The sequence below is a fragment of the Sphingobacterium pedocola genome (genome assembly GCF_015209965.1).
Taxonomy (GTDB): Bacteria; Bacteroidota; Bacteroidia; order Sphingobacteriales; family Sphingobacteriaceae; genus Sphingobacterium; species Sphingobacterium pedocola.
On record NZ_MU158689.1, the window covers coordinates 1343145 to 1358403 of the forward strand.

Consider the following 15259-nt stretch of genomic DNA (forward strand, 5'->3'; position numbering starts at 1 on the left):
TATTTCGAGATCTGGAGCAATCGAAAAATTAGAGTATAGATTATAGAAATTTGCTGATAATGAGTACCAATGTGAGCGAAGAGCGTAACTGTGCAAGTGCTAAACTCAACTGGTTTTGGACTGTTTTGCGGTTCATGTTCAGCTGTTTTGCTATTTCTGCCGTATCCATTTCCTGTTCGTACCGCATTCTATAGATGGTCTGCTGTCTGGTACCTAAGGAGCTGATCAGCGCTTCGGCTATTTCAACCAGTTCTTTATCCAGTAACGGGGCATCACTATATTCCGTCGAAGCGCGGAATTCGACTAAAAGCTCAGCTATGGGCACGTAACGCTTTTCTTTCTCAAACCATTTCAACACCCTGTTTTTAACTGCTGTGTAGAGATAGCCCCGCACGTTGTCGATGCATATTTCATCCATCTGATCCCATAATGCCACAAAAATATCCTGGGTAATATTTTCTGCTATGTCATATTGCCGGCATCGTATAAAGGCCTGCTCAAATACGTACTCCCAATGCGCTTCATAAAACGCATTAAAAGCATGTTCATCCTGTTTTTGATTGCGGGATAAGAAATTTAGCGAAGTCTGAGATTTATAATCGGGCATGAATACAATTTGCCATTATGTTAAGGCAAACATAAAAAATAAATTTGAAAATTACAGATCTTAATCCCTTTTCACTACAACATTCCGACTTTTGGCTACATCTGTTTTTAGATTTCTATCGAACTTTGTTTCAACAAAAAATCATAAAAATGGATTTAAAAAATAGTACCATCCTCATCACGGGCGGAACCAGCGGCATCAGGCTGGAATTTGTTAAACAACTCACCGAAATCGGGGCGAAAGTAATTGTTACAGGGCGTAAACAGGACGCTTTGGACGAAGCCAGAAAGCAGTTTCCCAACGTGCATACTTTTCAAAGTGATGTGAGCAAACCGGCAGGAGCTGCCTGCAGGGCAATCTTTATCTGAGTTTCTTTGGGAAGTGGCTTACGCTCGTCTTGCCGGGCAATTATTCGCCAAACCGATAGCTAACGGAAACAATTATTTTTCGATTGTCCGGAAAATCCGAATGGTATACAATGAGGTCGCCGTATTGACTCGTATATCTGGGGTTTGCATTTCGTATCAGTCCAGTGGCCGCAATTTTTACCATAGCGCGATCTTTCCACATCTTTTTCTCTGCAGCGAGATCTAGCCCATATCGCCGATCGGAACGTCTTGCTCCGGTCGTTACGCCCGAGTTATAGTATGCCGAAGCCTCGCCCCTCAGCCCCCGGGCAAAGTGAAGCGTATGCTTGCTATTTGCAGACCAGCTGCTACCGCTATTGTCTAACGTAATATCATTTATCGCTCCGCTATAGCTATTATAAAAACCATTGAGGTAATGGCTGGCGGTCCACCACGAACTAAAGCTGTTGTTGTACATCATGCTGGCACTATAGTTCCGATAACGGCCTATATTTTCCGGCCTTGTCAAATTTTCAGCGGGCAGGCTTCCCACCCGGCTCACCCAATTTATTACATTCAGGCCGTAGCTCATGCTCACCGTAGTAAACAATTTATTCCTAAATCCGTGTCCCAGCTCAGCGATATAGCTCCGTTCAGGTTGAAGGTTTGGGTTTCCTTCTATATAACTATATGCATCCTCGTATATCCTAAAAGCATTAATGTCGTGATCTCCCGGACGTTCGATTCTACTGCTTACCGAAGCACGAAACAGGTGTTGTTCATTGAGGTGATAAGTAGCCGACGCATTTGGGAAAATATGCATATAACGTTGCCTATTTGTTTCTTGAAGCGTCATCTGTTCAGCCTTGATAAAGGTATATTCTCCCCGCAGCCCAACCTGGTACTCCAGCTTCTGCAGCTTACCGGAGAATATAAAATAGAGCGCTTCAATATGTTGCGTATACTGAAAACGATTAGAAGTCGTATAATCACGCACCCAACTGTTATCCTGCAGCGTGTCATTGGCAACGTCATTATTTATAAAAAAATACGTAGCCTTCCATCCCAATTCCAGTTTTCCTGCGTCTCCTAAAGGCGCGCTATAATCCAACCTACCGGCATAGGTCGTATTACTCAATGCTTGTTTATTCGTACGTGCTGTGTTACCGCGGTCTGTTCCCTCCCTCTCAAAGAAATTCGTCTGAAAAATATTGTCATATTCATTTGTATGTGGCGCATAGTCTAGGTTTATTTTTAGAAAATGGTCTTCTCCTTCGTATTTATTGACATAGTTTATATTAAAAGTCAAGTTGTTATACATTTCGTCAAAGCGATTATTTGTCGTAGCCCGCTCCATGTCCACATGCGTACGGTCGTCTATCCACATGTTTATATCTGCTGCGCTAATGAAGCGGCCTCTCATCCAGTGGAAACTGGCATCCAACACTCCACCGTCATCAAAGGTATAGCTTGCTCCTGTGCGCAGGCTGTGGTATCGTCCCGGATCAAGCCGTTTCTGTTCCTTTTGCCGCTGTACCATTGTGACGCTACCATCCGTATAAAATTCGCGCTCGATTGCCGAACTATCTTTTGATTGCTCATAGCCGAGCGACCCATTTATGTACATATCCAGGCTATTGACCCGGTAATGAATTCCGCCGCCTGCGACCCCTTGCGAACCACGCGACCGCGAGCCCCTAACGAACACGTCGCCGCCAAAACCTAATTTTTTGTTGCGTTTGGTCACTATGTTAATGATCCCCGCGGTTCCCGCAGCGTCCTCCCGGGTCGATGGATTACTCATCAATTCCAGCTTTGCTACATCGCTGGCCTGCATACCCCGGAGCATGCTGGCCAACTGTTCGCCCGAAAGATAGGTATCCCGACCATCAATAATTACCCGTGCCCCTGCGCGGCCTTGAATCGAAAAATTACCTTTTCCATCGGCCAATACGCCCGGAGTTTTCTCCAGTAGTTCCAACAGGTTATTTCCCTCGCTCAGAACCGTACCTTCCACGTCGACCACCATCTTATCTACATACTGTCTAATTCCAGGCTGTTTACCCACCACGCTCACCGCTTCAATTTCCTGCCCTGCAGCCCGTAAGATGACCGGTACTGCCGTATGGAGCCCCTCTCCTGCTTTCAAATCAAGATCAGCACTCAGATGCGGCTCAAACCCCAATATCTTGTAGTGCAGTTTATAGGTTCCCGGCCTATCCACCCGAAAGCTGAAATTCCCCCGCTGATCCGTTTTCTGTTGAGCGTAGACCAACGAATCCGGTATAGATAATAAACTTATGCTGGCATCACCCAACGCATTCCCCTCCTCTGTCAATACTTTTCCAGATAAGGATACTTGCGCAGTCAATGCCGTATGTATAAAAAAAGATAACGCCAATAAAAACACGTATTTCGCACTCATGTATAAAGAATCAATTGATGTTAAAAAAATTAACTACCCAACATATCGGCACCATCTGGTTACCAGTAGATCGTAGCCACTATTTGCGCTTACCCAGCCATACGCAGAAACCTGTTATGGGTAAAGATGCACAGATAAGACTCGCAAAAAAATAAAGCCATTTGGTAAACATTCCACCAATGTATCCCGTGTGCAGTCCGTAATTCGCACGCATAAACCAGTTTGCAGTATCCTCCTCGTCCATCGGTTTGTCCGAACTCGATAACAAATTAAGGTTCTCGCGATCAAAGTAGAGCACACGCCATGTACCGCCCGTCATATCGGTACATGCATAAATGGCTTCATCGGTATCCTTTGGGAAGTGAATGCTGATTTCCAATGGATTGTGCTTCGCAATCTCGTGTGTCACTTTATGCCAAATGACATCCATTTTTTTGTCCATACCTGTCGGTGGGGGGCTGGTCCATTTTTCGATCACATAGGTCAGCGGCGGATCAATCGCTTTCGTCCCGCCCAAGGCAGAAAAAACACTTTCACGAACCACGATAAACCCCATTACCAATCCTGTAAACGCCATTAATAGCCCCAATAAAAGGGCATAGAAACCCAATACATTATGAAGATCGTAATTGATCCGCTTCCATTTGCCCCTCCAGGTAATCGTAAAAGCCTGCCTCATCTGCCGCTTTTTCCATTTTTTAGGCCACCACAGTACAATACCTGTAAGCAACAACACGCCAAATATAAGGGTGGACCAAGATACCACCGCCCTTCCGATTTCACGGGGCATCCACAGGTTGCGATGCCCCTCGTCTATCTCATGGAAAAAATCTTCATGATCAATCTGTGCCAATACCTTTCCAGTATAGGGATTCGCATAAATCAAGAGTTCACTATCGTCTGGCGCGATTTTTACAGGCGCATCATCACCATAGTACCACAATTTGCGAATGTGCATATCCGGTATCTGCTGTGCTACCCGTTTGCGCATCTCCGACGGAGGGAGAAGATTTTCTTGTCCCAGGTTTTCGACGTTCCACCAGGGGCGCGACCATTCGGTAATCTCCTTTTGAAAGACTAAGATACAGCCCGTTAGACTGATAAGTACAACAGGAATACCCGATACAATACCCACCCACAGATGAAACCAATCGTTTGCACGTCTCCACCAAACCTTCTTCTGCTTTTTCTTTCTAGAACGGATGGGATTCTTTTTCTCCTCGATCATTAAAACGTATTATTTCAGTTTATCAATACGAGAAAAGGAATTGTAACCACCCTGTATGCTCAAGCCCCGGGTTACTTTATCGCTGTCAGCGTCATAAATCCAGATATAATCCGTTCCTTGTCCGGATAAAACCGCTATATAGGCTTTACCATCTTCCACGTAAATGTTTCTCTCGCCCGAGGCACCTGCAGGTATCTCCGTCAATTTGCGCACCTCATTTCCTGTCGCCAGATCAAGGATAATGTATCCGAATTTCGTGTTTTCATAGCCTTCCGTTTCTTGCACCTTTAAGATCGCCTTTCCGTTACCAAGATCCATAAATACCCCGGCAGCTGCCTCTTTACCGGTTTCCTGTAGTACATCCACATAATACGTCTTATCCAGCTCATCTTCTCCTTTTTTGATCCGGTAGATTCCTTTTGGCGCACGCGATCCGTTTTCGTTCCAAACTAGATTCCAGCTGGTCAGGAAGTACATATCGCCGTTATGATCCACAAAAGAAGTTGCAAAATATCCCGATGTGCTGCCCACTCCTACTGATCGATCGTCCGTAGAGATCTTGGTCACGGCAAATCCCGGGTAGCTCACCGCCATGGTGTACAAACGTGGATATACGCGAAAAGCAGTTGTATTTTGCATATTTACCGAAAAAAATAATTTACCATCTTTAAATTGAAGATCTCCACCTACAAGATATTTGTTATAGCTTTCAGGTCGTTCAGGAAGACCAGTAACAGTCCCTGTGGTAATAGATAGATCGTCCGTATTGATGACCACTGTGTTCACGGCGTTGCCCGACGCGTTATTGCCGATCATCACGAGTGTATGATCATTTACCCAGGTATGACCAGCCAGCGAAGCCAGGTGCGAAAAGGGAACCTCCTTCACGACATTCACGGCTCCATTCTCAAGCTTATATTTTCCCAATCTTCCTTCCGCTGCATTGTAAAAGTAATAGAAGCCGTCTTTCACAATAACAGAGTTGTTCAGCTTGGTCGTTACGTCGATCCCATTTCCCTGCAATTTGGCCGATCCCTGCGTCAGGTCTTTCACGTTAAGCGCATAATAACTGGTATTGGGCCAGGTGCCTAACTGAATCCACAGGGCAAAGGCCGCATCATCCGCTACTGGAATATCGTCGTCATTGTTGTTTTTCTTACAAGAAGTAGTGCATATAAGCAGCACCAAGGCTAATTTTAAAAATTTAGTATACATGTTGATTTAGTTATTTTGAATTAATAAGTAACGAAGTTTTACATAGCATGCTCTGCCGGGCCTTTGCAAGCGAAAATTATCAAACGTAAGTTCATTTGTCAGGTTTCTACATTCAAACGAAATATTGTACTTCCCGCCCGGTGTAGCATAGGATACAATGGCACTATGGATCAGTTGCTTCGGGATAATCTCTGTTGAATTTTCGGTCGATATATTTGCCCAGGAACGGTAATACCACTGCGTAAAGTGCGTCATCAGGTTGAGTTGCAGGCGGCTGTCGTGATTTGGCCATCCTTGCTTGGTAATGCCCAGATCAAAATTCCCGAATAACCACGGACGGTTAGGGATTTCGCTCTCATACGTACTGGAGATTCCGTTAGATGGATCGTTATTTAAATACTTGGTATTATCAATCGCCTGTTGGTACGTCAGGTTAACCATGGCCGACAACCAATTTCCATACCCATACCGCACTTCACCTTCTACACCACGCACCAAGCTATTGGTGAGGTTCTGGTACTGTATCATATTATTCGCGTACTGATTCGGAGAGATAAAATCCTTGACGTTGCGATACGTACCGAGTGCTTCCACAAACCAATCGTGCTTGCCCGACTGCAGCCCGTAATACAGTCCCAGATTCATGTTGTTGCTGGCCTCCGGCTTTAGGTCAAGGTTGTTAAATATCTGGAAACCATCGCCAAACATTTCGTTAACATCCTGTAAGCGGTACGTATTTTCGTACGATGCCTTAATACCCGCATGCGGTGTCCATTTATAAACCGAAGCGATCGCATAACCATAATAACTGTTGTAATCCGACACATTCACCATGCCCTGCACTCCATAATCATACTGTCGCTTTTCCGTACTCAATCCATAATATTTAGCCATGAAGGTGTTTGTCCACCGGCCAAACCATTCGTGCTGGTATGCCAATCCGACAATATGTTTACCCAACTTCCCGGGCATATCATCATTTTCAGCATAATAGGCATTGTATGCGTTATTCTCGATCTGGTCGAGGGTATAATTCAAACTTAGCTTATGACGGTCAGATAGGCGATAATTGGCATTTGTCCGTGTAAATATACGTGGCCTTTTTACTGTCGCTAGCCCAAATGTTCCTGTCTCCGAATTTCCTTCCGTATACGAGCCGTCCCAACGGTAGTTGCGGAGCACCGTGTCGGCCACTACGCTATAGTCCCTAGAATAGTTTGCAAATAAGCTGAGGTCAAGCTTATCGGCCAACAAACCTGTTTTGCTATAGCGAAGGCTAGCTGCTTTTGCATTTCCGTCGCGACTTACGTTGCCGTAAACAATAGACTGCCTCACACCGGTTTGCACCTGCTTGTCAAAATCAGTATAACCTACCCCAATAAAAAGAGCATCTGCCCAGGATTTATTGACTACGCCGACCTCAAAACGCCCCATTAACGAACGGTATCTGTCGTTAAAACGTGGCAGATCGCGTAATACGAAGGCATTATTCTCCACCGCCTCTACATCGCGCATGAGGTAATTATTTTTAGAATAGTTAAAAAAACCACTCGCTTTGAATACCAGCCCAGTGGGATGATGCACATATTGTGTATTCAAAGCAGACTGATTACTTTGAAAAGACCCATAACTATGGCTGATATCCAAATAATTCGCTAACGACTTGTTCGTCACGATATTGACCGCTCCACCCAACGCATCTGATCCCAACTCGATCGGCGCCACACCCTTGTATACTTCTATCCGGTCGGCCAGGTTTACCGGAATATTATTAAGCGACATTGCGCTCCCCATGATATCTAGCGGCACCCCATCCATAAAAAATTTAACAGCACTGCCGGATAACCCATTGACCGAAAACTCAAAGTCGGACCCCATACCTCCCTGCTCTCTAACCTTTACACCCGTTGAACGGTTAAGTACCTGATTCAGATCGGCCGTTGTGTTAGCAAGCCTACGCGTATCGATCGCATTAACCGCAAATCCCTGCTCCTTCAGTTGGCGTGTTTCCGAACGGCCGGCAACTGCTACTTCATCCATCTGTCGCGCATTTCGGCTAAGGATAATCAGGTCGGTATTTATCTGGCCCGGCTGTTGGGCCTTTATTTCCTGCCGCTGTATCTCGAAACCCATACTGCTCAATGCTATCGAATAGTTTCCGGTATTTGGCACGGGAAGAAGAAATACGCCGGCTTGATCGGTACGGGTCGACTGTGCTGTTCCAGCAATTTTTACCGTCACCCCTTCCACAGGAATATTATCCGTGTCGACGACCCGCGCCGTAATGACATATTGTTGTCGTTGCGTCTGCCCTTGCCCCTGAAGCAGGATCATTGCTAAAAGAAAAATTAAACTGATGCGGAACCCCTTATTCCTAAAAAATGCGACCATGATTCGTTACTTGATACAATACCATAGTAGCACAACTGCGTATTTTCCGCAATGCGATCTTATTTTTTTTTAGAATAAATTTAAATAAGGTGGTTTACTCGGTATGTAGCCGCTCTAGGCGAAAGATATAATCGATGTTTCCGGCTATATGTAAGCCCTTTTCGAGGTGTTGGTCTTTTGTTCGGTAAAGCCAGACATCATTATTGCCCTTACCGTCATTTATGGTGATGTAAGCTGTATCACCCTCTACCAATACACAGGTGCGCGAAGACCCTCTATCGAGTGGCAGATCTAATTTACGGCTGTAGGACGGATCCAAAAGGTCGATTTCGTAGAATTCATTGTGCGGTAGCAGGTAATGTTCTTTATAATCGCGAAACAGATCTTTCCGTTCACTACGGACAATAGCTTTGTTGCCACCCAGGTACCACATACCGTACGCATGGTTGTGGATCTGCGAGTCCGATATATTATAAAAGTATGAGGTATCCAGATGCTGCTCTCCGGCTTTGATCCGGTAGATTGCCGTCGGCTGTTGCGGATTTGCACCGCGCACAATTCCCGGAGCAGACATAAAGTAGAAGTCGCCTTTTTCATCTTCAAATGTATTCTGCTGCGCCGTATTAACGTTTCCAGGATAGGTTGAACGTGCATCTTTATCGACACTGAGGAGCTTCATCTCGGGATACGAGAACTGCGCCACGTATACGGTGTCGGCAGATCCATACCCCATTTCCGAATTGGTATAATGGTACGTATACCCCATCCATAGCTGTTCCCCTCTTTTGTAGACAAAGCCGACCGACATATTATCGAAAGGACCTGCCGGGGCATCCAAAGCGAGCTCGTCGATGCGTACACGCATATCCTGTACATTGATCTCTGCATAATGCTTCTTTTTCCGTCCGACGCTATGGTTCACGATAAAAAGGTGTGTATCATCGAGAAAGAGTGCATTGTCGGGGTAACTAAATCCTTTCAGATATACCGAGTCTAGCCGTAAAAACTTTTTATCCTGTATTTTCCCTTTAATGAGGTATTCGGTTTTGGAATCTACAAAATAATAGAAGCCATCGCGAACGAGCATGTAGTACCAGATTTTGGCTGGACGGTCAAGCAAAGCCCCATTTATCACGGGATCTACCGTACCGGTATCAAGCTGTTCGGCCTGCCAGATATACTGCTGTCCATCTGTCGTCATGAACAGCATGCTGTAAGGAAGCTTTTCCCTTGCTTTCTCCGGCTGGCATGACGTAAAAGACAGCATGCCACACAGCATACTGAAGAGAATTAAGACAACACCAATCTTCCCCTTATTCTTTTCTTTCATGTGCTTAAATGCCGAATTGAGCCCGTAACGAGTTTTGTAATAACGGAGGTAAATCGTTCAAATCACGCTCACTTTTGACAATAATCTCTCTATTTTTATGATCCCCAAGATCCAAGGCAAAATAGGTTTCGCCCGCATTTACCTGCATTTCTTTCCGATATTCCTTATTATCATACGAATTCTTGGCCGCGAATGCCAGTCTCATGGTTTTATTTACGGTGACTTTTACCGTGCCACAAAAATTAACGAGTTCTAATTTATCAATAAAATTGGCCTTGCTATTTTCGCCTGTCACGACACTTACACCAGCTATGCCGCTGCCAGCTACTGTTTGATCGCTTTTTATTCGGTTGTTAAAGGGCGTTTTACCACTATCGAGTACCCAAAAACATATAAAACCAGCTACTAAAACGGCTGCCGCACCCCAATATGTGCTACGCAAGCGGAGGTTGTTTATAAAGTTAAATGCCGTTTTCTCCCGTGGCTCTTTTTCAATCGTTTCGGCCTTTAAAGAGCCCCATATGTCTTCTTTTATCGCATTTTTATCCGCTATTTCCAAGGGTGCCGATAACACTTCTTCACTATCCGTATTTAACCAAGCTTCCACCTGCGCCTTTTCCTGTTCGGAACAGCGCCCCTGATGGTATTTTGCGATAAGTTCTTTGGAAATATCCATAGCCAATTAGCACGATCGTTTGCACAAAAATACAAAAATAAATATGTAAAGTTAGGATAAGTCGGCGTTGTATTTTCCGTCTAGCTTTTTCTTCAGCAACTTCAAAGCATTTGCCCAATGGTATTCGACAGTGCGTTCCGAAATCGTGAGCAGGCCGGCAATCTCCCTATTGGTCAATCCCCTTTGATGCCGCATCTGAAAGATTTGACGGCAATGTTGCGGTAGGCGCTCGACAAGCGTTTCTAATGTTTCTGATAACGAGCGCTGCATGATGGTATCTTCCGTGATGTTCGAATGTTTTTGGCTGTGTTCAGCAACACATTTTAAATGCTGTGCCCGTAATTGCTTATTGCGGATGTATTCAAAAACTTTAAGCTTAGCAGCCCGCAATAGATAACGTTCGTAGGAGGTGTTGATCTCCAAGGTATGGCGTCTTTCCCAAAGCGATTTGAAAATATCCTGCACCAGCTCTTTCGCGACCTCTACGTCGTCGGTATTCTTATAACATATGGTAAACACTTTCTCCCAATACGTATTATATATTTCGGTAAAGGTTTCATCATTGATGTTCAACGACGATGATTCAGCTAATTTAAACATTTCGGCAGTTTCAACATACAGGCGCAAATATACTTATTTAAAATCAATCTAAACAAGAGTAATCTGAACAAAAAAGCCGCATCGATGAAAGCCGTCCATTTTCAAATCTGCTTTAGTATAAAAACACGAATTTTCACATCAGCTTATCAAATAAATTTTTACCTTCATTCAAAAGTTGAGCTACCTTACGATGAATTTATGAAAGAAGACGAAATTAAAGCGCTAAGCGACCAAGAGCTATTAGACAAGCTACAGAAAACAAAATCCAACAAAATAATAAGTGCAGGATTTATTGGCTTATTAATAGGTATATCCCTGTATAGCATATGGAAAAATGGGGTAACCTTTTTTTCCTTTTGTCCATTACTATTTGCTGGGATTTTGGTTAGTAAGCATAATAAGACGGGCAAAGCCCTCGAAGATGAGCTGAAGCACCGAAATATAAGTTAAAGGCAAATTAACAGATGTCCTGAGTTCTTGTTTTACTAAAACAACCTACGTAAATATTCTTCGCTCACATTGACATAGCCGGCGATATCGCGACGTGACATGTAATTGAACAGATCGACATGCATTGATTTAAAGTATTCCACCCGCTGTAGTTTGGTCATCGCCAGCAGATCGACCCGGCCTTGACTTTGCGCATGCCATAGATCCAACAAACCGTCATAGATTCGGACTATTCTTGGATACCCCTCCAGTATACTATAAAGATTAGATTTTCCCAGTACCAACAATCGACAGTCCTTCAAGGCGCGGAACCGCTTATTGTGTGGGTGTAAAGGAACGAAGATGAGCTGCTGTGATTTAATAATACGGCATATCTTTTCGCCGTCGTATTTAAGAATCACTCCTTCAGAGAGGAAATAGATATCTCCGGGGCTAACTGGAAGCCGATCTTCAGCCGCGCAGCAGACCAATGATAAATGCTTCTTCAACACCTGCCACTCTTCTTCCATTTTATCTGGCGAATAGCCCATAAGTAGGCTTTTAAGTTCAAAATAAGCTGTTTTCATAGTCAATCACATTTGGTTATCGATAACTGCATAACTATTAAAAAATACGATAAACAACGCATTTTATTTATAAACAGGTTTCAGAACTAGATGAATGCGCGCTGTAGATAGATGAATTTTTTAAAGGGCATCTACAGACTGTAGTAGCGCATTATTAACCTTTGATAAATTGTTCCACGCATTTTTAACAAAGTAGCGCATTTTCGCATTCGTGATCACGCTCAATTAATCATCGGAGCAGGACGCTACTCCGATGACACTTTTAACATTTAAAAAAAAATAAAATGAAAAGAGACGAATCCATGATCGTAGAGCAAATGATGCTCCCTTCAACTCCGACAATCGCGTTGGCTGAAATTCTTCGATACGAAGATTTACTAGACCGGGAGAAGAAGAACGACCTCGTGTGGCTGTAGCCCCGACATGTAATTAACCCACAAGTGAAGATCCGACGTGGGTCACCCGCGGCAGCGGTCTTCACTTGTTATTATTATAAACCTAATAGTTTAACATCCATGAAAGACGTACTATCTCCCGCGGGCAATGCACGAACCTATCGTCAATTTGCCCACTACTGCCACAATCTTACCTTGCTCTTTCCAGACATCACACTCGAAGAAAGCGCCAGGTATTACGCACAAACGATGGCGTTGCAACAGCCTAAGCCCTTCGATCCGGACGAGATCGATACGGTCCTGATCTCCCGTATACAAGCCATTACGTCCAACTATCAAAATCGAAGCTGTATCTGGATAGCATTTCACACTGGTCCGTATCCGATTCTGGCACATCTACTACATCATTGCGATGGCACACCTCTTACAATACTGATGAGTGCACAAGCCTATACCGATTATAGACGTGTATACATTGATCGGCGACTAAATCTGCAAAATATCGATATGATCAACGTTCAGCAGCCCAGCGCTATTTGGTCCATACATCGTGCATTACGTAAAGGACGGCAGCTGCTTGCTTTTATAGACGGTAACATGGGATTGACTGCAAATAGTAGAAACCGACTTTCTGTATCCTTTGGTGAACACCAGTGGCAGATTCGAACGGCGCTGCCACATTTGGCTCATCAATACGGTATACCGCTAGTTCCGCTATACCTTGTCCATACCCCCTGGGACGCATTGACCTGTTTTAGCGGGTGCGCTTACTGTCCCTCAGGGATGAACCGCACAGATTTTGCAAACCTAAGCTTACAGTCCATATGCGGTGACTTCGTAAAACAATTGCCCAGCGACACAGCAAACTGGAAAGGCTGGCTGTTTGTACACCACGATGTGATCCGCTCCGGGATTGAACAGTCCTACAGCACAAAAGTTGCTGACCTGCTGCCCTATCCTACAACAAAAAAACATTATGTCATGAGTCGAATCTCGGGTCGACTAACAGAGGTGGATCTATCATACTCGCAACAAAACAGTGGGTTTGTTGACAATTTGTCAAAGATTTATCGATAGATAAACTATTTTAATATTTAAATAAGTTTAGTAATTTCGATTTGGCAACGGACGAACTCGTCTCTATATGTACCCAAATACACTATTATGACTAAACGAAGCTATGAAAGACCCAGATCACTTTTTGTTCATCTAATTATACTTGTTGGTTACACACTTGTTTGGTACAACCTCAACAAGCCTTACAACAGAGAGCTCGTCTGGTGGAATACTTGTGCTATTGCTCTTGTGTACAGCAGTGTATATCTTGCCGTACGGAACCTGTTTTGGCGCGTCATCGAAAAGAAAATCATCCCGAGGACATTTATCTTCCAGATGCTGCTTCTGTATGGTATACTTTATATGACCGTACTGACGCTACTCTACCTACTACCACGTAGCTCGACACATGTAATCTATAAATCTCATCTGCCCATCCGGTTAGACGATCTGCTACTGGGTACCCTACCCTTCTTTGTCCGGTACAGCATGTATGCCATCTTTAGCGTCTTGATCGAGCGGCACTCCTATTTACAGTACCTCAAGTGGCGCGCCAAACGGCGCCTTGCGTCGCTCAAAAATGAAATCAGCGCGATGCAGCGCAGCCTGCATAGAAATGAGCTACAGCAGCATATCCGATCAGGCTCGTCACACGGTCTAGGCAATCTATTGCAGGAACTCTACGACTGGACAGATCCGGGCAAAGCGAGTGCGTTGCCCCATATGGAAGTCATTGTACACTACCTTCTGCTGGGTTTTTCTAACTATGAGCAATCGGCCTATATGAGCCTACAACGAGAGATCGACATGGTTAGCAGCCTGGCAGCCCTCTACGACGACAAGATCCGGGGAAGATTAGCCATTACAGTCGATGGGAAGGTCGCCGGACGGAAGATTCCCCGCTTCCTATTGCTCTCGCTCGCACACGATGTCGTCAAGCACACCGACTGGTCATCCCCCCATTGTCTTGTGGACATACAGATCGGGGTGACAGATGAAAGTTTTGTTTTGCACATTCAGAATACCCGTGCCGCAACAGCGAACTGGCATACCGGACACGACGGTACAGGACTGCGGCGCCTGAGAGACAATCTGGACGCCCTATATCCCGGTCAATATTTACTGCATCACGATATGGATGGAAATCTATTCGAGCTCCATTTAGAAATCCACTATTTACGCAATTAATCAATTTTAAACATAGACATATGAAACAAAAAAAAATTAGAGTAATGGTTGTTGATGATGAACCTGAAGCCTTGAAAAGCATCTCAGAGTTTGTCCGTAAAACCAAGATATTACATCTGGTATCCAGCGACAGAGACCCCGCGGTAGCACTACATAAAATTTTTCGATTAAATATTGATATCCTCCTAATCGACATGGAGATGCCCGGTCTGTCGGGTCTGGATATTTTCGAGCAGATCAAACACTTTACTGTGCCATCGTCGGGGCGCCGGCCACTCCGGGTTATAGCTTCTTCGGCCCATCGCGAATACGCAGCAGACACCTATAGGCTCCGTTTCACGGATTATCTGGTAAAGCCCTATAGCTACAGCACCTTTATGGATAGTATTAATAAGGTACTGGAAAGCTGGGATGCCGCATACGTGCGTCCGCCACAGATAGACGACCTCTTTTTCGTACGTGAGGCAGGGAGCCTCGTCCAACAGCGCATTGATTTCAGCGAAATCGTTTATTTACAAGCAGATGCCATGGAAACCTGGATCTGGCTAGACAACGATACCAAAAAGAGAATAGCGCTTGGCCTGGGCCAAATTGAAGCGAGATTACCGTTTGATGCCTTCAAGCGATGCCACAAGTCCTACATCGTCAACGTAGATTACGTCCGCAAAGTCGTTGGTGATAGCATTGAGCTACATCAGATTAAACAAAGTATACCATACGGCGCTACCTACAAACAGAAGGACTTTGGTCTATGGGTTATTCACAATTCATTAGTATAACTATTA

Annotated in this window: 15 protein-coding genes; 6 read left to right on the forward strand and 9 right to left on the reverse strand. The window is 44.5% G+C overall.

What is annotated here, in order from left to right; all coding sequences use genetic code 11:
* Positions 1–40: 40 nt before the first annotated feature.
* Positions 41–607, reverse strand: a complete 567-nt coding sequence (locus C4F40_RS05645) for an RNA polymerase sigma factor (RefSeq protein WP_196938378.1) — start codon at positions 605–607, stop codon at positions 41–43.
* A 44-nt stretch (positions 608–651) separates the two neighbouring features.
* Between C4F40_RS05645 and C4F40_RS05650 the strand changes: the two genes are divergently transcribed.
* Positions 652–975, forward strand: a complete 324-nt coding sequence (locus C4F40_RS05650) for an SDR family NAD(P)-dependent oxidoreductase (protein WP_231389935.1) — start codon at positions 652–654, stop codon at positions 973–975.
* 40 nt (positions 976–1015) lie between these two features.
* Here C4F40_RS05650 and C4F40_RS05655 read toward each other — a convergent pair whose 3' ends face one another.
* From C4F40_RS05655 to C4F40_RS05685, 7 genes are all read right to left on the reverse strand, one after another.
* Positions 1016–3379 (reverse strand): TonB-dependent receptor domain-containing protein, encoded by a 2364-nt coding sequence (locus C4F40_RS05655; RefSeq protein ID WP_196938379.1) that lies wholly within the window; start codon positions 3377–3379, stop codon positions 1016–1018.
* Positions 3380–3458: 79 nt separating this feature from the next.
* Positions 3459–4607: a PepSY-associated TM helix domain-containing protein gene (locus C4F40_RS05660; RefSeq protein WP_196938380.1), complete on the reverse strand. Its 1149-nt coding sequence runs from the start codon at positions 4605–4607 to the stop codon at positions 3459–3461.
* A gap of 9 nt (positions 4608–4616) precedes the next feature.
* Positions 4617–5822: a DUF4374 domain-containing protein gene (locus C4F40_RS05665; protein ID WP_196938381.1), complete on the reverse strand. Its 1206-nt coding sequence runs from the start codon at positions 5820–5822 to the stop codon at positions 4617–4619.
* 6 nt (positions 5823–5828) lie between these two features.
* The gene (locus tag C4F40_RS05670) at positions 5829–8213 is read right to left on the reverse strand and encodes a TonB-dependent receptor (protein WP_196938382.1); all 2385 of its coding nucleotides are present in this window, start codon (positions 8211–8213) and stop codon (positions 5829–5831) included.
* A 94-nt stretch (positions 8214–8307) separates the two neighbouring features.
* Positions 8308–9543: a hypothetical protein gene (locus C4F40_RS05675; RefSeq protein WP_196938383.1), complete on the reverse strand. Its 1236-nt coding sequence runs from the start codon at positions 9541–9543 to the stop codon at positions 8308–8310.
* Between the two features lie 4 nt (positions 9544–9547).
* Positions 9548–10219 (reverse strand): hypothetical protein, encoded by a 672-nt coding sequence (locus C4F40_RS05680; protein ID WP_196938384.1) that lies wholly within the window; start codon positions 10217–10219, stop codon positions 9548–9550.
* Positions 10220–10270: 51 nt separating this feature from the next.
* The gene (locus C4F40_RS05685; protein ID WP_196938385.1) at positions 10271–10819 is read right to left on the reverse strand and encodes an RNA polymerase sigma-70 factor; all 549 of its coding nucleotides are present in this window, start codon (positions 10817–10819) and stop codon (positions 10271–10273) included.
* Positions 10820–11017: 198 nt separating this feature from the next.
* On the opposite strand from C4F40_RS05685, the gene C4F40_RS05690 reads away from it, so the two are divergent.
* The gene (locus tag C4F40_RS05690) at positions 11018–11269 is read left to right on the forward strand and encodes a hypothetical protein (RefSeq protein ID WP_196938386.1); all 252 of its coding nucleotides are present in this window, start codon (positions 11018–11020) and stop codon (positions 11267–11269) included.
* 35 nt (positions 11270–11304) lie between these two features.
* Here the strand turns inward: C4F40_RS05690 and C4F40_RS05695 are convergent, their stop codons facing one another.
* Positions 11305–11835 carry a cyclic nucleotide-binding domain-containing protein gene (locus C4F40_RS05695; protein ID WP_196938387.1) on the reverse strand — a complete coding sequence of 177 codons (531 nt, stop codon included), beginning with the start codon at positions 11833–11835 and terminating at the stop codon, positions 11305–11307.
* Positions 11836–12119: 284 nt separating this feature from the next.
* Here C4F40_RS05695 and C4F40_RS21655 point away from each other — a divergent pair, with 284 nt between their 5' ends.
* The 4 genes from C4F40_RS21655 to C4F40_RS05710 all read left to right on the forward strand — a co-directional run bounded on the left by C4F40_RS21655 (position 12120) and on the right by C4F40_RS05710 (position 15253).
* Entirely contained in the window at positions 12120–12251 is a 132-nt protein-coding gene (locus C4F40_RS21655; RefSeq protein ID WP_262894807.1) for a hypothetical protein, read from the forward strand.
* Positions 12252–12350: 99 nt separating this feature from the next.
* Positions 12351–13307: a lysophospholipid acyltransferase family protein gene (locus C4F40_RS05700; protein ID WP_196938388.1), complete on the forward strand. Its 957-nt coding sequence runs from the start codon at positions 12351–12353 to the stop codon at positions 13305–13307.
* Between the two features lie 87 nt (positions 13308–13394).
* A complete protein-coding gene (locus C4F40_RS05705; RefSeq protein ID WP_196938389.1) occupies positions 13395–14474 on the forward strand; it encodes a hypothetical protein in 1080 nt (359 codons plus the stop codon).
* A 20-nt stretch (positions 14475–14494) separates the two neighbouring features.
* On the forward strand, positions 14495–15253 hold the full coding sequence (locus C4F40_RS05710) for a LytR/AlgR family response regulator transcription factor (RefSeq protein ID WP_196938390.1): 759 nt from the start codon (positions 14495–14497) through the stop codon (positions 15251–15253).
* Positions 15254–15259: the final 6 nt, after the last annotated feature.

Bases quoted from the DNA above. Each gene is read 5' to 3' on its own strand.
- C4F40_RS05710 (WP_196938390.1), top strand. From the start codon at position 14,495: ATGAAACAAAAAAAAATTAGAGTAATGGTTGTTGATGATGAACCTGAA.
- C4F40_RS05695 (WP_196938387.1), bottom strand. From the start codon at position 11,835: ATGAAAACAGCTTATTTTGAACTTAAAAGCCTACTTATGGGCTATTCG.
- C4F40_RS05690 (WP_196938386.1), top strand. From the start codon at position 11,018: ATGAAAGAAGACGAAATTAAAGCGCTAAGCGACCAAGAGCTATTAGAC.
- C4F40_RS21655 (WP_262894807.1), top strand. From the start codon at position 12,120: ATGAAAAGAGACGAATCCATGATCGTAGAGCAAATGATGCTCCCTTCA.
- C4F40_RS05675 (WP_196938383.1), bottom strand. From the start codon at position 9,543: ATGAAAGAAAAGAATAAGGGGAAGATTGGTGTTGTCTTAATTCTCTTC.
- C4F40_RS05700 (WP_196938388.1), top strand. From the start codon at position 12,351: ATGAAAGACGTACTATCTCCCGCGGGCAATGCACGAACCTATCGTCAA.
- C4F40_RS05685 (WP_196938385.1), bottom strand. From the start codon at position 10,819: ATGTTTAAATTAGCTGAATCATCGTCGTTGAACATCAATGATGAAACC.
- C4F40_RS05665 (WP_196938381.1), bottom strand. From the start codon at position 5,822: ATGTATACTAAATTTTTAAAATTAGCCTTGGTGCTGCTTATATGCACT.
- C4F40_RS05660 (WP_196938380.1), bottom strand. From the start codon at position 4,607: ATGATCGAGGAGAAAAAGAATCCCATCCGTTCTAGAAAGAAAAAGCAG.
- C4F40_RS05680 (WP_196938384.1), bottom strand. From the start codon at position 10,219: ATGGATATTTCCAAAGAACTTATCGCAAAATACCATCAGGGGCGCTGT.
- C4F40_RS05670 (WP_196938382.1), bottom strand. From the start codon at position 8,213: ATGGTCGCATTTTTTAGGAATAAGGGGTTCCGCATCAGTTTAATTTTT.
- C4F40_RS05655 (WP_196938379.1), bottom strand. From the start codon at position 3,379: ATGAGTGCGAAATACGTGTTTTTATTGGCGTTATCTTTTTTTATACAT.
- C4F40_RS05645 (WP_196938378.1), bottom strand. From the start codon at position 607: ATGCCCGATTATAAATCTCAGACTTCGCTAAATTTCTTATCCCGCAAT.
- C4F40_RS05705 (WP_196938389.1), top strand. From the start codon at position 13,395: ATGACTAAACGAAGCTATGAAAGACCCAGATCACTTTTTGTTCATCTA.